This is a genomic window from Micromonospora sp. WMMD754 (assembly GCF_049315235.1).
GTDB lineage: Bacteria > Actinomycetota > Actinomycetes > Mycobacteriales > Micromonosporaceae > Micromonospora > Micromonospora sediminicola.
This window is the reverse complement of the sequence record NZ_CP186058.1, coordinates 2,708,723-2,724,394: the sequence shown is the minus strand read 5'-3', so window position 1 is coordinate 2,724,394 and position 15,672 is coordinate 2,708,723. Positions and strand designations below refer to the sequence as shown.

The window sequence follows — 15,672 nt, the reverse complement described above, 5'->3', positions numbered from 1 at the left end:
GCAACTTCTTCCGTCGACCGTCGTTAACGGCGCACATCGTGCGGGCGGGCAGCGCTTGCCACAGCTTGCAGTTACTTGAGGTTACGGGCCGCCGACCCGGTTCACCGTGCGCCGCGCCGGGCGGTCACGGTCCGAACGCGTCACCGCCGGGTGTCACGTACGCGGTGCCACCGCGCCAGCAGACCGCCCTCGGCGGCCACTTCCTCGCCGGTCATCGCGTATCCGATGTGGTCCCGCCACGCGCCGTCGATGTGCATGTAGCGCACGTGATAGGCCTCCTCCCGGAAGCCCAGCTTCTCCACCACCCGCCGGGAGGGGACGTTCTCCGGCCGGATGTTCACCTCGATCCGGTGCAGGCCGCCCGGGCCGAACGCGTGGTCCACGGCGAGCGCCACGGCGGTCGGGATCACGCCACGACCGGCCACCCGGGAGTCCACCCAGTAGCCCACGTACCCGGAGCAGAACGCCCGCCGCACGATGCTGCCCACGTTGAGGTGCCCGACCAGCCGTTCCCGCCCGTCGGAGCGCAGGCAGACCGCGAACGGCATCCCGTCTCCGGTACGCGCCGACCTGCGCTGGTCGGCGTGGACCAGCCGGAACGCGGCCGGGGAGTTCGTCTCGTCCCAACTGCCCGGCACGTGCGACTCCCACGGGGCCAGCCAACTCCGGTTCGCCCGGCGGATCTCGGACCAGGCGAGGGCGTCGGACCGCCGGTACGGCCGCAGCACCACCGGACCGTCCACCAGCACCGCCGGCCACCCCGGCGCCCGCCGGAACCTCACCGCGTCAGCCGTCCGCTCGCGACTGCGGGGCTCGCAAGCTCACTCCTCGCGCTCACCGAGCCAGCCTTCCGTTCGCGACTGCGGGGCTCGCAAGCTCACTCCTCGCGCTCACCGGCGTCTGTCCAGCAGGAGAACGTCCACCGTGGACCCCGCCGCGGCGGTCTGGACCCGTTCGCCGAGCACCAGCAGACCGTTCGCCTCGGCCAGGCCGGACAGCGTGAACGGGCCGCCGGCCAGCGGCTGCACGGTGTAGCCGCCGCCCCGTCGCTCGGCCACGTGCGCGGGCCGGAACTCGCGCAGCCCCACCGGCGACGAGACCGTCTCCAGCAGGTGCGCGCGGACGCTGGGCCGGAACACCGGCTCGGCGCCGGCCAACAGTTGGATGGCCGGGCGGGCCAGCACCTCGAAGCCGATCAGCGCCGCGCCGGGCTCACCGGGAAGACACACCACCGGCACCTCCTCGGCGCCGACCGTACCGAACCCGAGGGCGGTTCCGGGATAGAGGGCCACCTCTGTGAAGGTGACCGGCCCGGCCCGGCCGCCGTCGCGGCGGGACAGGATCCGGCGGACCATGTCGCCGGGGCCGGTGCCGGTGCCGCCGGTGGTGATGATCAGGTCGGCGCGCAGCGTCTGGTCCTCCAGCAGGCCGCGCAGCGCCTCCGGGTCGTCGTCGCAGATCCCCACCCGGTACGCGAGCGCGCCCGCCTCGGCCGCCGCCGCCGTCAACGCGTGCGAGTTGGTGTCCACCACCTGGCCGGGCTGGCTGCCCCGGCCCACGTCCACCAGCTCGTCGCCGGTGGCCACGATGACCACCCGGGGGCTCGGGCGTACCACCACGTGGCCGATGCCGGTGGCCGCGAACACGGCGACCAGGGCCGGCGAGACGTACGCGCCGGCGCGGGCCAGCAGCGTGCCGGCGACCAGTTCCTCGCCGGCGCGACGCAGGCCGTAGCCCCGCTTGGGCGCGCGGAAGATCTCCACCGCAGCCATGCCCTGGTCGGTCCACTCCACCGGCACCACCACGTCGGCGCCGATCGGCAGCGGCGCGCCGGCCGCCACCGAGAAGCACGAGCCGGGGGTGAGCCGGACCGGTCGCCAGCTCGGCGCGCCCAGGTCGCCGACCACGTTGAGCCGGATGCTGCGCCCGCCGGGCATACCGGAGGGGGCCGGGACATAGCCCGGCCCCCGGCTCCCTCCGGAGATGTCCTCCCAGCGCGCGGCGTACCCGTCCACCGCCGCCTGGTCGAAGGCGGGGTAGGAGTGCGGGGCGACCACGTCCTCGGCGAGCACGTTGCCGTACGCCTGGGTCAGGTCGAGGTCGAGCGGAGGCAGCGCGCGTAACCTGCGCAGCACACTGCCCAGGTAGTCGGCGAGCGGCGTCAACTCGTTCGCGGCCGCCTCGGCGTCGGCCGTCGCGGTCATGTATCGGCACCGCCGGACGTGTCGCGCAGGCCGTTGAGGATGGCGTCGGTGACCGTCTCGTCGCCCTTGTTGACGAACTCGGCCAGCCACTTGCGGAACTCGGCGCCCAGGTCCTCCCGCTCGGCCGCGATCTGCACCACGGTCTGGAGGTAGCCGAGCGGCATGCCGGTGTCGTAGCGGGTGCCCCGGTAGACGATGGCGTGCACCGGCACGCCCTCGGTCCGCAGCAGCTCCATCGCGTCGGTCAGCTGGATCTCGCCGCCGCTGCCCGGCTCGGTGCGCCGGATCGCGTCGAAGATCTTCCCGGGAAGCACGTACCGGCCGAGGACGGCCAGGTTGCTGGGGGCGTCCTCCGGGCTGGGCTTCTCGACCATGCCGGTGACCTTGACGACCTCGGCGATGTCGGCGTATTCCGACTCGGCCGGCTCGACGGAGGCGATCCCGTACCGGCTGGTCTCGGCGGGGTCGACCTCGAAGAACGCGAGCACCACACCGCCGGTGCGGGCCTGCAGCTCCAGCATGGCCGGCAGCAGCGGCTCGGAGGGCTTGACGAACTCGTCGCCGAGCAGCACCGCGAAGGGCGCGTCGCCGACGTGCGACTCGGCGTACCCGACGGCGTGGCCCAGGCCGAGCTGCTCCGGCTGGCGGACCGTGTAGACGGCGGCCAGTTCCTCGGTGCGCTTGACCGCGGCGAGCAGCTCGGGCTTCTTGGCGAGCCGATCCTCCAGGTCCGGCCGCCGGTCGAAGTGGTCCACCATCGAGGTCTTGCCCCGCCCGGTGATCAGCAGCACGTCGCCGATGCCGGCCTGCGTGGCCTCCTCGACGATGTACTGCAGCACCGGCCGGTCGACGACCGGCAGCAGTTCCTTCGGGACCGCCTTGGTGGCCGGCAGGAACCGGGTGGCCAGGCCGGCGGCCGGGATGACGGCCTTGACCGCGCGGGAGCGACCGGGGGTCGCTGAGGGGTTCGCTGAGTGCTCCGACATGCCGCGAGACTATCGGCCACGGCTCTGCCGCGGCGGGTGAGGACCGGAAGACGCGCCGCCCTGTGCGGTGCCCGTCGGGTCCGCCGTGCCGGCCCGGGGCAGTCCGTCCGGCGGGCTGACCGTGGCCGCCACCACCGGAATCTCCTGCGTGGGAGCCGGATCCGGGACCGGGGCCAGGCGGTAGCCGTCCCGGCCGGCGGCCTTCGCCGCGTAGAGCGCGTCGTCGGCGGCGTCCAACACCTGCTGGCCGCCGGCGGCGTGGTCCGGGTAGACGGCGATGCCGATGGAGACCGTCACCGGCACCCGGACCGGCTCGTCGCCGTGCCCCTCGACCGGCACCGGCTGGTCCCGCACCACCGCGCCGAGCCGCTCGGCGACGATCGTGGCGCCGCGCGCGTCGGTCTCCGGCAGCAGCACCACGAACTCCTCGCCGCCCTGCCGGAACGCCAGGTCGACCTCGCGGATCACGCCGCGCACCCGGCGGGCGAACTCGACCAGCACCGCGTCCCCGGCGGCGTGCCCCCAGGTGTCGTTGACGTCCTTGAACCGGTCCAGGTCCAGGGCGAGCACGCTGAGCATCCGGCCGAACCGGTTCGCCCGCTCCACCTCCCGCCGGATCGACTCGCGCAGGTAGCGGTAGTTCCACAGCCCGGTCAGCGGGTCGGTCAGGGAGAGCCGCTGCGCCTCCTCGTGCACCCGGACGTTCTCCACCGCCACCGCCGCGTGGCCGGCGAAGGTCCGCAGCGTGACCAGGTCGTCGTCGTCGAACTCGTGGCCGCCGAGCCGGTCGTAGAGGGCCAGCACGCCGAGCGCCCCACCGGGCGGGGCGGGCGGGTCGCCGTCGGCCGGCGGGTGGCCCGGCCGGTCCGGGCCGCGCGACTCGGCGGCGCCCGGGGCGGCGAACGGCACCGCCACGTACGTCTCGCAGGACGGCTCCCCGGCCGGCGCGTCGGGCGGCGCCCACCGGCCGCGCAGCGGCTCCCCGGTCGCCGCGACCGCGCCGACCACCCCGGCGCCCACCGGCACCCGCAGCGTCGCCGGGTCGGCTGGTTCACCCGTCGGCCAGCGTCCGGTCAGCCCTTCGACGCACTGGCCGACCAGCACGCCGTCGCCGTCGAGCAGCAGCACCGCGCCGGCCCGGGCGCCGGTCGCGGCGATCGCGCTGTCCAGGATCACCCGCAGGATGCGTTGCAGGTCGTGCGTGCTGGCGAGGGTGTCGCCGAGCACCGCCAGGTGGTTGCGGAGCTGGTCCCGGCTGCTGGTGAGCGCCGCCACGTAGCTGCCGGTCTCCCGGGTCATCCGGTTGAACGCGTCGGCCAGTCGGCCGATCTCGTCCCGGCTGCGCACCGGCACCCGGGTGGTCAGGTCGCCGTGCGCCACCCGGTCCACCGCGCCGGCCAGCTCGACCAGCGGCCGGGTGGTCACCCGGGCCAGCCGCCAGGCGGCCAGCACGGCCAGCAGGGCGGCCAGCGCGACGGCCGCGAGCAGTCCGCCGTACAGGCCGGGCGGCCGCTCGCCGGGCACGGAGAGCACCAGCGGCAACGGCTGCCCCGGTGACGGCCCCACCCGGCGCACGTAGCGACCGTCGCCGGTCCCGGCCACCCGGTCCCCGTCCGCCCTGCGGGCGGCGGCCAGCACCGCTGCGCGTACCCCCTGGTCCTCGGTCGTGTGGGTGATCCGCCCGGGGTCGTCGAGGAGGGTGACCCCGACGCCGGTCACGGCGGCGAGCCGCGCCACGAAGGCCGGGTCGACGGGCTGCGCGGCGGCGACCGCGCCCAGGTCGGCGCCGGCCGGGTCGCGGAGCCGGACCTCGGCGGCGAGCGCGCCGACCGGCCCGCCGGGCGCACCGGCGCAGTCCTGCCACGGGCGGGTCGGGCCACCGGCGGTGGCGTAGCGGGTGTCCCCCGCGGGGTCGGCGATGCGGACGGCGGCGGCCAGGCCCCGGCCGACCACCTGATCGGCGACGCGCGACCGGCCGAGCGGGTCGGCGGCCAGCGCGACCGCGTCGGCCGCCGCGCGCAGTTGCTGGCAGAGCGCGTCGACCGAGGTCCGCACGCCGGCCGCGGCCAGGCCCAGCCGCTCGGTGGCGCGGCTGCGGTCGACCGCGCTCAGCGTGGCCCCGACGAAGAACGCGCCGAGCAGGACGGGGCCGAGGACCACCACGAGGAACGCCGCCGTCAACCGCCCACGTAGCGTCATCTTCCCCCCGGAAGTTCCGCGCCCCTTGGTGCGATGCTGACACAGAGCGACCGGTAGGCAAGCGTTGCGTCAGGAGTGTTGCATGCCGAAATTTTCGGATGACGTGCACGAGGCGAAGCGGGAGCTGCGCGTCGCGCTGCTCGCCGCGCGTCGGTCGCTGCCCGCGCCACGCCGGGCCGAGGCCGCGGCGTCCGTGCAGGCCGAGCTGGTGGCCCTGGTACGCCGGCTGCGCCCGGCCCGGATGACCGCGTACGTGCCGGTGGCCTCCGAGCCCGGCGGCGACGACCTGCCCGACGTGCTGCGGGCGGCGCTGCCGGCCGACGCCGGGCTGCTCCTGCCGGTGCTCCGAGACGACCTGGACCTGGACTGGGCCGCCTACACCGGCCGGGAGTCGCTGCGCGCCGCCGGGCGGGGCCTGCGCGAGCCGACCGGTCCGCCCCTGGGCCGCGCCGCCGTGGCCGGGGCCGACCTGGTGGTGGTGCCGGCGCTGGCGGTGGACCGCCGGGGCGTCCGCCTCGGCCGGGGTGGCGGCTCGTACGACCGGGCGCTGGCCCGGGTGCCGGCCGGCGTGCCGACCGTGGCGCTGCTGCACGACGGCGAGCTGGTGACCTCGGTTCCCGCCGGTCCGCACGACCGCCCGGTGCACTGCGTGATCACCCCGTCCGACGGGCTGGTCGCGGTGCCGGGTGTGGGGCCGGGCGCTTCCGCTGGACGAACCCGGGTGCGATGACGCACCATTGGCACTCGAAGACCACGAGTGCCAGTCAGGCCGTCTGAGATCCGGAGGAGAACGTGCCCACGTACCAGTACGCCTGCACCGCGTGCGGCCACCAGCTCGAGGCGGTGCAGTCCTTCTCGGACGAGCCGCTGACCGAGTGCCCGGCGTGTGAGGGGCGGCTGCGCAAGCTCTTCAACTCCGTCGGCATCGTGTTCAAGGGCTCCGGCTTCTACCGCACGGACTCGCGTTCGTCCGGTTCCGACACCGCCGCCGCCGCGAGCAAGCCGGCGAAGTCCGAGTCGTCCTCGTCGTCCGACTCCTCGTCCTCGTCGTCCGGTTCGTCCTCGTCCGGCTCGTCGTCCTCGGGGTCGTCCGGTTCGACGTCGGGCTCCTCGGCGAGCAAGACGCCGGCGGCGTCCAGCTCCACCTGACCCACGCTCCCCGACCGTGGCCGCTCCCGTACCCGGGGGCGGCCACGTTCGCGTGCCCGCTCGGTCGAGGGCGCGACGGGCGGTTGTCCACAGGGCGCCGGGGTTGTCCACAGGGACGGCGCGTGACGGGTGGGCGCGCCTAGCCTCCTGGGCGACGGTCCGGTCGGCGGGAGGGACGACGGTGGCGGGTGACGAGGGGACGTTGCGTCCGGTTCGCTGGCGTGGTCTGCCCCGGCGCCGAACCCTGCTGCGGGTGACCGCGGTCGCGGTGCTGCTCGGGCTGGCCGCAGCCGTGTTCCAGACCCCGGCCGGCTGCCCGCCCGGTCCGGAGCCGGCCGCCGGCCCCACGGCCGGGGCGGGCACGCCGCCCTCGGGAGCGCCGACACTGCCCGCCGGGGCGGTCGGGGTGCCGGTCCGGCTGGCCGAGCCGGCCGCCCTCGCGGTGCTGCGACCGGGCGCCCGGGTGGATCTGCTCGTCGTGCCGGCCGGTGGGGCGGCCGAGCCGACAGTGGTCGCCCCGCGCGCACTGGTGCTGGACGTGGTGGGCGCGGCCGGGGCGGTTGACGGCACCTCGGCGCTCTATCTGGCGCTCCCGCCGGAGCAGGCGCGTCGCGCCGTCGGCCTGCCCGAGGGCAGCCGCTTCGCCGTGGTGGTACGCGGCTGACGCCGGCCGGGCCCGCCCGGGTCAGCCCCAGTGCGGCGGGCGCTCGGCGAGCAGCCAGTCGTCGTCGCGGCCGGGGCGCTCGCCCCACCCGTGGTCGGTGTCGTCGGTGGTCTGCTCGGGCAGCACCACGAGATCGTCGCTGAGGTCGACCACGCGGTCGTCGTCGCCGCGCGGGACCCGGATGCCGGGGTCGGTCACGAGCGACAACGATACCGCCGCCCGGCCGGACGGGTCCGCCGTGACGCGGGCGGGCGAGCCGCCGTCGCCGCGTCGGGCGGCCGAGCGGCCGGGGCGTTGGTAGCGTCGGACGGCGTGACGACGCCGAGCGGTGGCAGCCCCGACGACGAGACCTGGCGACGCCCGGAGCATCCGGCCGACGCCGACGAGACCGCGATGACGGAGCAGCCGGCGGGCGCCGACGAGACGGCGGTCCCGGCGCGGCCGGCCGGTACACCGGAAGCCGGCCCGCCCCGGGAGGGGCAGGGTGCCGCAGCGGCCGAGCCGGAGCCGGCCACCGGCGCGGCGGGGACCGCCACAGCGGAGGCCGAACCGTCCGGGTCCACCAGCCCGTGGTCCCGTGAGGGGGCGATGGAGAGTCCCTGGGCCCGGCCGGACCCGGCCGCGCCCGGTGGTTGGGCCGCGACGGCCGGCGACCTGCCGGACCCGTCCGGGGACCAGGCGCCGGCCGGGTACGCCGGGCCACCGCCGAGCACCCCTCCGCCGCCCGGTTGGCGGCCGCCGGTGCACGTGCGGACGCCACCGCCACGACGACTCCCACCGCAGGACATGGCCGCCATGGACCAGGCGGAGCAGCGCGCCCAGCGGGTCACCTACGGCGTCGGCGCGGTCGTCGGCGCGGTGCTGGTGCTGCTCACCTGCCTGCTGTGCTCGCGCGTGCTGTTCTGACCGGCGTCAGACGATCCCGTCCCACACCATCTTGGCGCCGCTGTCGCCGGTCAGGTAGACGTACACCAGCGCGAAGACCGCGAGCACGGCCGCCACGGCGGTGAGCGCCAGGGGCAGCCAGCGGGGCAGGTTCCGGTCCCGGGTGAAGCGGCTGGTCACCAGCAGCAGCAGGAGCGCCACGACGGCCAGGCCCAGCGTGAACCAGAGCAGCGTCTCCCCGTACTCGGAATGTTCGTGGATCTTCTGGAGCCCCTCGGCGGGGTAGCCCCGCGACTCCAGCGCCTCCTCCAGCTCCTCGCCGGACTCCGTCGCCACCCAGGTGACGATCGGGGTGACCACGGCGAGCGCGCCCACCGCCCAGTCCAGCCGGGGCCGCCAGCGGGGCAGCACCCCGTACGCGACGGTGAGCAGCGCCAGCAGCGGCACGAGCACCACCGCGGCGTGAATGACCAGGACGTGGCCCGGGAGACCGTTGACTTCCCTGAACACCGACACCTCCGGCAAGTGGGTGGAACCGCGCGGTCAGCGTACGACGAAGCGTGGCCTACATCGACACACGCGTGCCGCACCGTTCCGGTTCACGCTGTGGCCCCGACCACCCGCGAAGAACGCTCGCTTGTCGGCCCGCCGACCCCGTGCTGTCATGGATCCATGTCCACGGGTGAGGAGTTGCTCCGGTCGCGGGGCCTGCGGGTCACCCGGCCCCGCCTCGCCGTGCTCGACGTGCTCTCCGGTGGCGGCCACCTGGAGGTCGACGAGATCACCCGGCGGGTCCGCCAGCGACTGGACTCGGTCTCCACCCAGGCGGTCTACGACGTGCTCGGCGCGTTGTCCCGGGCCGGCCTGTCCCGCCGGATCGAGCCGGCCGGCAGCCCGGCCCGCTACGAGGCGCGGGTGGGCGACAACCACCACCACGTGGTGTGCCGCGGGTGCGGCGAGATCGCCGACGTGGACTGCGCGGTCGGCAGCGCGCCCTGCCTGGACCCGAACGTGGCGCACGGCTTCGAACTGGACGAGGCGGAAGTGACCTTCTGGGGGCTCTGCCCGGCCTGCCAGTCCCGCCGTTCCGCCGACGTCTGACGAGGCGCCCGCGCCCGGCGTGGCACTCTTGACCGGTGGACACCGAGGATCTCGGCCTGTTCGGTCCGGGGTCGGTCACGTGGAAGGTGCACGAGGAGCCGATCCTGATCGTCGCCGGCCTGCGCTCGCTCTACCTGCAGGCGTTGCACCCACGCGCGATGGCCGGTGTCGCGCAGAACAGCAACTACCGCTCCGACGCCTGGGGCCGCCTGGTCCGGACGGCGACCTACGTGGCGACGACGATCTACGGCACCACCGCCGAGGCGGAGGCGGCCGGCCGGCGGCTGCGCACGCTGCACGCCCGGATGCGCGCCACCGACCCGTTCACCGGCGAGGAGTTCCGCGTCGACGACCCCGACCTGCTGCGCTGGGTGCACGTCACCGAGGTCGAGTCGTTCGTGAGCACCGCCCGGCGGGCCGGGCTGGCGTTGAGCGACGACGAGGTGGACGGCTACTACACCGAGCAGCGCCGGTCGGCGGCCCTGGTGGGGCTGGACCTGACCGACGTGCCGGGCACCGCCGCCGAGGTCGCGGCCTACTACCGGGACGTCCGTCCGCAATTGCGGATGACCCGGGAGGCGGCCGAGACCGCGCTGTTCCTCACCGCGCCACCGATCCCGTGGAAGCTCAGCCTGCCGATGAGGCTCGGCCTGACGCTCGGTCCGCCGCGCTGGGCGTACCTGGGGGTCGCCGGGACCGCCCTGGGGTTGCTGCCGCCCTGGGCGCTGCGGCTCTACGGCGGACTCGGCCTGCCCACCACCGCGATGTCGGCGGACCTGGGCGTGCGGGCGCTGCGACTCGCGCTGGCGGCGGTGCCCCGGCGCTATCGGGAGGGGCCGTTGCAGCAGGCCGCCAAGGAGCGCGCCGCCCGTCTCGCGGCGGCCTGAGACGCGTCAGTCGGCGTCGCCGACCGGCTCGGCGAGGCGGTCGACGGCGGACCAGGGCTCCTTGCCCGGGGTCTGCGCGCCGGTCGGGCAGGTGCGCCGGTAGTCGCACCAGCCGCACCGGGGTCCCGGCTCGGTGGGGAACGCCGCGTCGGGATCGGCTCCGTCGGCGACCGCCCGTTCGGCGGCCATGATGTCGCGGGCGGTGTCCTCCGCGCGGGTGAGCTGCCGGTGCAGCGACTCGGGCGTGTGCTCGTGCGCGGCGACCGTGCCGGTGGGCAGGTGGTGCAGCTCGACCCGGCGGCACGGCTTGCGGAACACCCGCTCCGCCGCGTACGCGTAGAGCGCGAGCGCCTGCGAGCCGCGCGCGTCGTCGGCGTCCAGCCCGGTGCGGCCGGTCTTGTAGTCGACGATGACCAGCTCGGGCCGGCCGTCCGGGCCGGGGCGGGAGTCGATCCGGTCGGTGCGGCCGTTGAACGCCAGCACCGCGGTCTTCACCGCGACCACCCGCTCGACGCCGACCGGCTCGTCGGCCGGGTCGAGGCCCGCCACGTAGGACTCCAGCCAGGCCAGCGCCCGCCGGAAGGCGTCGCGCTCCTGCTCGTCGTCGCGGTAGCCCTCGCGGACCCAGGTGCCCTTGAGCAGCGTGCCGAGCACCTCGGGGCGCCGGCGGTCGGAGGCCAACGCATACCAGTTCTTGAGCGCGGTGTGCACGCTGGCGCCGAGCGAGTTGTGCGCCCACGGCGGCCCCTTGGGCGGGGCCGGGCGGTCCACGTAGGCGTAGCGGTAGCGACGGGGACAGTCGGCGTAGGCGCCGAGCTTGCTGGGGGTGCAGACGAAGAGCCGCTCCGGCATGCCCTCGAAGCCGAGCTGCTCGGCCTGCTCGGCGCGGGGCCGGGGCGGCCGGCCGCCGGCGGGTCGTCCGGTCGGTGAGGGTCGTCGCACGCCTGAGATCCTGCCATCCGGGTGCGACAGCGGCCGGCCGGCTCAGGCGTTGTTGAGGTATTCGGTCACGAAGGCGGCGATCGCGTCGGCGATGAGCTGCACGGCGATGGCGGCCAGCAGCAGGCCGGCGATCCGGGTCAGCACCTCGATGCCGCCCGGACGGAGCACCTTGACGATCCCGCCGGAGAAGCGCAGCACCACCCAGACGGCCACCATCACCGCCACGATGGCCAGGGCGATCGCGACGTAGTCGGCGACGCCGCCGGCCCGCTGCACGAACAGCATGGTGGCCACGATGGCACCGGGGCCGGCCAGCAGCGGGGTGCCCAGCGGCACCAGCGCGATGTTCGAGGTGACCTGCTGGCTCGGGTCGTCCGCCTTGCCGGTCAGCAGCTCCAGCGCCACCAGCACCAGCAGCAGGCCGCCGGCGGCCTGCAACGCGGGCAGGTCGACGTGCAGGTAGGCCAGGAGGGTCTGCCCCGCCACCGCGAAGATCACGATGACCCCGAGCGCCAGCGCGACGGCCTGCCAGGCGGCCCGGTTCCGGTCGCGGGCGGGCAGCGGCCCGGTGAGCGCGAGGAAGATGGGCATCATTCCGGGCGGGTCGACGATCACCAGCAGGGTCACGAAGACCTCGCCGAAGAGCTTGAGATCCACGCGGACACGGTAGCGGTGCCGTCGGAACGCTTCAGCCTGAAGCGACCGGGGTCACCCCCCGGGCCAGCCCGACGATCCGCTCGTACGCCTCGGGTCCGGTGGTGAACGCGCCGAGCCGCACGGTCTTGTGCGTGCCGTGGAAGTCCGACGAGCCGGTGACCAGCAGTCCCAGCTCGGCGGCGAGCCGCCGGACGTGTTCCCGCTCGGCCGGGCTGTGGTCCTCGTGGTCGGCCTCCAGGCCGGCCAGGCCGGCCGCCGCCAGCTGCACGATCAGGTCGTCGGGCACGATCCGGCCGCGCCGGCTGGCCCTCGGGTGGGCGAAGACGGGCACGCCGCCGGCCGACCGCACCAGCGCCACGGCGCGGAACACGTCGATGTCGTCCTTCGGCAGCCGGTACCGCTCCCCCAGCCAGTCCGGGCCGAACGCCTCGGTGGTGGTGGCGACCAGGCCGGCGCGGATCAGCGCCTGGGCGATGTGCGGGCGGCCGACCGTGCCGCCCGCCGCGCCGGCCAGGATCTCCGACCAGCTCACCGGGATGCCGTCGGCCTGGAGCAGCCGGACGATCCGCTCGCCCCGCTCCTCCCGGGCCCGCCGGACCCGGGCCAGTTCCGCGGCCAGCTCGGGCTCGTCGGGGTCGAAGAGGTACGCGAGCAGGTGCAGCGGGATCGCCGGCTCGACACCGAACCAGCGACAGGACAGCTCCGCGCCGCGGATCAGGGTGAGGCCGCGCGGCAGGGCGGCGACCGCGTCCGCCCAGCCCGCCGTCGTGTCGTGGTCGGTGAGCGCCACCACGTCGAGGCCCGCGTCGGCGGCGGCGCGGACCAGGTCGGCCGGGCGGAGCGTGCCGTCGCTCGCGGTGGAGTGGGTGTGCAGGTCGATGCGGGCGGAGGCGCTCACCCGCCCGACGCTACGCCCCGTCGGGCGCGGTGGGGACGTCGGCCACCACGACGGGTCGCGTGCCCGTGGTCACCCCGGAGACCGCCGACGGGGTCGGTTGCTCGCCGGCCAGCACCCGCTTGGGTTCGACCCGGACCAGCTCGCCCGCGGCGTCCACGTGCAACGCGACGCCGGCCCGGGACCAGGCGACCGCGCCGGAGAGCGCGGGGCCCGCCGGGTGGGCCGCCGGGGTGCCCCCCAGGTCGGTCAGGTCGACCAGTTGGGCGGCGTGTCCGGCGCCGTTCACCAGGAGCCACCGCCCGTCGGGCGAGACACCGCCGAGGCCGTCGACGGCCGGCTTCGCGCCGCAGCCCGTCCGCACCGGGGCGAGCCCGCGTGCCGGGTCGAGCAGCGCCAGGCAGGGTTGCCGCGCCGCGCCGGCGGTGACCAGGCCGATCAGCCGACCGTCCGGCCGGGCCCCGTAGACGGCGTGGACGTCCGGGTTCGCCGAGCCCGGCAGGCCGCCCGCGGCTCGCCGCCAGACACTCATCCCGCCCTGGTCGGGCTGCCGGAGGAGCACGTCGTCGCCGGTAAAGCCGACCGGCACCACGCCGGCCGGCGCGGTCACCCGGACGGGCGCGATGAGCTGCCCGGCGACCACCCCGGCGGCGATCAGCTCCGGGCCGTCCCGCCAGGCCACCTGCCGACCGTCGGCGGAGATCGCGACCGCGTCCGCGGCGGCGAGCATGACCTGCGGCGTGTTGCGGTCGGTCGGCGGCACCCACCAGAGGGTACGGCCGGCCGCGGTGGCCGCCGAGGTCACCAGCCAGCCGCCCTGGTCGTGGACGCGCTGTGCCCGCTCGACCCCGTCCACCCCGGTCAGCGCCCGCCGTTCGCCGCCGCTGGCCTCCAGCCAGCCGTCGACGAGCAGGTCGAGTTCGGCACGGACGGAGCCGGACCGGGTCGCCGGCGTGGATTCCGCGGGGAACGGGGACGGGGAGAACCCGGGCGGGTCGCCGAGCACCACGGTGGGCGTGCCGCCGGTCCCCGCCGGCCCGGTGATCTGTGCCATCCCGGCGGTGACCAGGACCGTCGCCACGCCGGCGAGGGCCAGGCCGGTGAGCGCGCGACGGCGGCCGGCGCGGCGCGCCCGGCGCATCGCCGCGCCGGCCGGGTCGGCGCCGAGAGGTCGGGGCGTGGCGACCTGACGGGACAGCGTGTCCCGCAGCGCCCGCTCCAGCTCGTCCTCGCTCACGGGGAATGGACGCTCCGGGCCGCCCGTCCGGTTGTCGGCGTGCTGCCGGATGCCGCTCATCAGGTCTCCGCCGCGACCGGGACGGCGGGACGGACCGGCGCGGCGGCCGGCGGCGACGCCGGGCGGGCGGCTCCGGCGGGCCGCCGGGCGGGCTCGGCCGGGGCGCCGACCGGCCCGGCCGGGGTGTGGGACGCCGGGGCGCCGACCGGTCGGGCCGGGGTGCGGGGGGCCGCTGACACGGCGGGGCGGCCGGCGGAACCGGCCGGGACGCGGGGGGCCGGCGCGGCGGGTTGGCGGGTCGCTGCGGGTCGGGTGCGCGGCCCGCTCGGGGCGGGCGCGCCGCGGACGACCGGTTCGGCGGACCGCTCGACCGGATCGGTCGGCAGGCCCAGGGCCGCCTCCGAGCCGAGCCGGCGGCGCAGCGTGTTCAACGCCCGGGAGGTCTGGCTCTTGACGGTGCCCGGCGAGATCTCCAGCAGGGCCGCCGTCTGCGCCTCCGACATGTCCTCGTAGAAGCGCAGCACCAGCACGGCCCGTTGCCGCGCCGGCAACGCCTGCAGGTGCCGCCAGAGCGCGTCCCGGTCGAGCTGCTGCTCGATCTCGTCGACACCGGCCCGCTCCGGCAGCACCTCGGTCGGTCGTTCACCGTGCCACCGGCGACGCCACCAGCTGGTGGACGTGTTGACCAGGACCCGGCGGGCGTACGGCTCGATGGCGTCGATCCCGCCGAGCCGCTTCCAGGCCAGGTAGGTCTTGGTCAGGGCGGTCTGGAGCAGGTCCTCGGCGGTCGCCCAGTCGCCGGCCAGCAGGTAGGCCGTGCGCAGCAGGGCGCCGGAGCGGGCCGCGACGAACTCGCGGAACTCCTCCTCCAGCGGATCCCTGCTCGCCACGCTCACCTCCGCGCCCCCGTCCTGCCTGGCAGGCTCCCATGGCTGGACGGGTGGTCACGTCGGCAAAAGGTGTGCACTTCATCCGATGTTCGGACGAAAAGTTTCAGGCGCCGTCGTCGGCCTTCGCCTCGTCCTGCTCCTTGCCGATCCGCGCCTCCACGGCCTGCGGCTCGTACATCTCCTCGACCACGCGCAGGTAGAGCTCGTTCGGGTTGGGCAGGTTCTTGATCTCGCGGAGCGCCTGCTCCTGACCCGCCGACTCCAGCACGAACGTGCCGTAGTTGAGGGCGCGGCCGGTCGGCGTCTGCTCGTACTTCATGTCGGTGACCCGGACCAGCGGCATCATCGCGACCCGCCGGGTGATGATCCCGTTGACCACCATCACCCGCTTGTTGGTCAGGATGAAGCGGTCGTACCACCAGTCGGCGACCCGCCAGGCGACCCAGCCCATCACCCCGAACCAGAGCAGCACCGCGACCGTGGTGAGCGCGCCGACGTCCCGCCCGGCGAGGAAGCCGGAGAGGTAGCCGAGCACGAAGGTGGCCGCGACGCCGACGATGATCGGCGTGCTCAGGTGCACCCAGTGGCGCTTCCACTCACCGCGGAAGCGCTCGGTCGGGAAGAGGTAGCGGGCCGCCAGCGCGCTCGGCTCGTCCTCCATCGGCAGCACCCGGCGGGGCGCCATGCCGGAGGCGTCGGCCCGGAGACCGGCCAGCTCCTCCTCGGAGATCGGCTGCTCCGGGTAGCCCTCCGGGTCGCGCGCCCAGCCACGACCGGAGCGACCCTCGCCCGCGTAGCCGGGGCCGTCGCCGAAGGCGGCGTCGTCCGACAGGGAGGGTCCGCCGCCGTAGGCGGGGCCGGCGCCGTAACCGGGACCGTCGTCCGGGTCGATCCGGGGGATCGGCTCGGTGTCGCGCTCCCGGCGTGCCCGGTCGGGATCGTCCGGGTCGTAGGGTGGACCGGAGGGGCTTCCCAT

General features: G+C 75.6%; 19 protein-coding genes. 6 read left to right on the top strand and 13 right to left on the bottom strand.

Annotated elements, in window-relative coordinates; translation table 11 throughout:
• Window positions 1-140: 140 nt before the first annotated feature.
• From ACN27B_RS13385 to ACN27B_RS13370, 4 genes are all read right to left on the bottom strand, one after another.
• Window positions 141-782 carry a GNAT family N-acetyltransferase gene (locus tag ACN27B_RS13385; protein WP_099162672.1) on the bottom strand — a complete coding sequence of 214 codons (642 nt, stop codon included), beginning with the start codon at window positions 780-782 and terminating at the stop codon, window positions 141-143.
• A 108-nt stretch (window positions 783-890) separates the two neighbouring features.
• The gene (gene glp / locus ACN27B_RS13380; protein WP_091582594.1) at window positions 891-2,204 is read right to left on the bottom strand and encodes a gephyrin-like molybdotransferase Glp; all 1,314 of its coding nucleotides are present in this window, start codon (window positions 2,202-2,204) and stop codon (window positions 891-893) included.
• Complete coding sequence (locus ACN27B_RS13375; protein WP_099162673.1) at window positions 2,201-3,190, bottom strand: UTP--glucose-1-phosphate uridylyltransferase; 990 nt, start codon at window positions 3,188-3,190, stop codon at window positions 2,201-2,203. Before ACN27B_RS13375 ends, glp begins: the two co-directional genes overlap by 4 nt.
• A 9-nt stretch (window positions 3,191-3,199) precedes the next feature.
• Window positions 3,200-5,389: a diguanylate cyclase gene (locus tag ACN27B_RS13370; RefSeq protein ID WP_422745207.1), complete on the bottom strand. Its 2,190-nt coding sequence runs from the start codon at window positions 5,387-5,389 to the stop codon at window positions 3,200-3,202.
• Between the two features lie 82 nt (window positions 5,390-5,471).
• On the opposite strand from ACN27B_RS13370, the gene ACN27B_RS13365 reads away from it, so the two are divergent.
• Window positions 5,472-6,119: a 5-formyltetrahydrofolate cyclo-ligase gene (locus tag ACN27B_RS13365; protein WP_422745205.1), complete on the top strand. Its 648-nt coding sequence runs from the start codon at window positions 5,472-5,474 to the stop codon at window positions 6,117-6,119.
• Between the two features lie 34 nt (window positions 6,120-6,153).
• Here the strand turns inward: ACN27B_RS13365 and ACN27B_RS13360 are convergent, their stop codons facing one another.
• Entirely contained in the window at window positions 6,154-6,303 is a 150-nt protein-coding gene (locus ACN27B_RS13360) for a hypothetical protein (protein ID WP_342672793.1), read from the bottom strand.
• On the opposite strand from ACN27B_RS13360, the gene ACN27B_RS13355 reads away from it, so the two are divergent.
• The gene (locus ACN27B_RS13355) at window positions 6,233-6,538 is read left to right on the top strand and encodes an FmdB family zinc ribbon protein (RefSeq protein WP_371682302.1); all 306 of its coding nucleotides are present in this window, start codon (window positions 6,233-6,235) and stop codon (window positions 6,536-6,538) included. The two genes, ACN27B_RS13360 and ACN27B_RS13355, sit on opposite strands and share 71 nt — an antisense overlap.
• A gap of 181 nt (window positions 6,539-6,719) precedes the next feature.
• Entirely contained in the window at window positions 6,720-7,202 is a 483-nt protein-coding gene (locus ACN27B_RS13350; protein WP_099162676.1) for a flagellar biosynthesis protein FlgA, read from the top strand.
• 21 nt (window positions 7,203-7,223) lie between these two features.
• Here ACN27B_RS13350 and ACN27B_RS13345 read toward each other — a convergent pair whose 3' ends face one another.
• Window positions 7,224-7,400, bottom strand: coding sequence for a hypothetical protein (locus ACN27B_RS13345; protein ID WP_172967859.1), 177 nt, complete (start codon window positions 7,398-7,400; stop codon window positions 7,224-7,226).
• 114 nt (window positions 7,401-7,514) lie between these two features.
• Here ACN27B_RS13345 and ACN27B_RS13340 point away from each other — a divergent pair, with 114 nt between their 5' ends.
• A complete protein-coding gene (locus tag ACN27B_RS13340; RefSeq protein ID WP_422745203.1) occupies window positions 7,515-8,108 on the top strand; it encodes a hypothetical protein in 594 nt (197 codons plus the stop codon).
• Between the two features lie 6 nt (window positions 8,109-8,114).
• Here the strand turns inward: ACN27B_RS13340 and ACN27B_RS13335 are convergent, their stop codons facing one another.
• The gene (locus ACN27B_RS13335) at window positions 8,115-8,597 is read right to left on the bottom strand and encodes a DUF2231 domain-containing protein (RefSeq protein WP_091584230.1); all 483 of its coding nucleotides are present in this window, start codon (window positions 8,595-8,597) and stop codon (window positions 8,115-8,117) included.
• Between the two features lie 162 nt (window positions 8,598-8,759).
• Here ACN27B_RS13335 and ACN27B_RS13330 point away from each other — a divergent pair, with 162 nt between their 5' ends.
• Window positions 8,760-9,188, top strand: coding sequence for a Fur family transcriptional regulator (locus tag ACN27B_RS13330; RefSeq protein ID WP_091582607.1), 429 nt, complete (start codon window positions 8,760-8,762; stop codon window positions 9,186-9,188).
• A 35-nt stretch (window positions 9,189-9,223) separates the two neighbouring features.
• Window positions 9,224-10,075 carry an oxygenase MpaB family protein gene (locus tag ACN27B_RS13325; protein WP_099162677.1) on the top strand — a complete coding sequence of 284 codons (852 nt, stop codon included), beginning with the start codon at window positions 9,224-9,226 and terminating at the stop codon, window positions 10,073-10,075.
• A 6-nt stretch (window positions 10,076-10,081) separates the two neighbouring features.
• Here ACN27B_RS13325 and ACN27B_RS13320 read toward each other — a convergent pair whose 3' ends face one another.
• The 6 genes from ACN27B_RS13320 to ACN27B_RS13295 all read right to left on the bottom strand — a co-directional run bounded on the left by ACN27B_RS13320 (window position 10,082) and on the right by ACN27B_RS13295 (window position 15,672).
• Entirely contained in the window at window positions 10,082-10,927 is an 846-nt protein-coding gene (locus tag ACN27B_RS13320; RefSeq protein WP_253866744.1) for a RecB family exonuclease, read from the bottom strand.
• A 132-nt stretch (window positions 10,928-11,059) separates the two neighbouring features.
• Window positions 11,060-11,674 (bottom strand): MarC family protein, encoded by a 615-nt coding sequence (locus ACN27B_RS13315; protein WP_091582616.1) that lies wholly within the window; start codon window positions 11,672-11,674, stop codon window positions 11,060-11,062.
• 31 nt (window positions 11,675-11,705) lie between these two features.
• Window positions 11,706-12,572, bottom strand: coding sequence for a PHP domain-containing protein (locus ACN27B_RS13310; RefSeq protein WP_098743787.1), 867 nt, complete (start codon window positions 12,570-12,572; stop codon window positions 11,706-11,708).
• Window positions 12,573-12,582: 10 nt separating this feature from the next.
• A complete protein-coding gene (locus ACN27B_RS13305; RefSeq protein WP_422745199.1) occupies window positions 12,583-13,866 on the bottom strand; it encodes a hypothetical protein in 1,284 nt (427 codons plus the stop codon).
• Window positions 13,866-14,696 (bottom strand): SigE family RNA polymerase sigma factor, encoded by an 831-nt coding sequence (locus tag ACN27B_RS13300; RefSeq protein ID WP_099164785.1) that lies wholly within the window; start codon window positions 14,694-14,696, stop codon window positions 13,866-13,868. Before ACN27B_RS13300 ends, ACN27B_RS13305 begins: the two co-directional genes overlap by 1 nt.
• 103 nt (window positions 14,697-14,799) lie before the next feature.
• Complete coding sequence (locus ACN27B_RS13295) at window positions 14,800-15,672, bottom strand: PH domain-containing protein (protein ID WP_422745197.1); 873 nt, start codon at window positions 15,670-15,672, stop codon at window positions 14,800-14,802.

Excerpts from the sequence above, each read along its gene's own strand:
- glp (WP_091582594.1), bottom strand. The coding sequence starts at position 2,204 with ATGACCGCGACGGCCGACGCCGAGGCGGCCGCGAACGAGTTGACGCCG.
- ACN27B_RS13375 (WP_099162673.1), bottom strand. The coding sequence starts at position 3,190 with ATGTCGGAGCACTCAGCGAACCCCTCAGCGACCCCCGGTCGCTCCCGC.
- ACN27B_RS13370 (WP_422745207.1), bottom strand. The coding sequence starts at position 5,389 with ATGACGCTACGTGGGCGGTTGACGGCGGCGTTCCTCGTGGTGGTCCTC.
- ACN27B_RS13365 (WP_422745205.1), top strand. The coding sequence starts at position 5,472 with ATGCCGAAATTTTCGGATGACGTGCACGAGGCGAAGCGGGAGCTGCGC.
- ACN27B_RS13330 (WP_091582607.1), top strand. The coding sequence starts at position 8,760 with ATGTCCACGGGTGAGGAGTTGCTCCGGTCGCGGGGCCTGCGGGTCACC.
- ACN27B_RS13320 (WP_253866744.1), bottom strand. The coding sequence starts at position 10,927 with ATGCCGGAGCGGCTCTTCGTCTGCACCCCCAGCAAGCTCGGCGCCTAC.
- ACN27B_RS13305 (WP_422745199.1), bottom strand. The coding sequence starts at position 13,866 with ATGAGCGGCATCCGGCAGCACGCCGACAACCGGACGGGCGGCCCGGAG.
- ACN27B_RS13295 (WP_422745197.1), bottom strand. The coding sequence starts at position 15,672 with ATGGGAAGCCCCTCCGGTCCACCCTACGACCCGGACGATCCCGACCGG.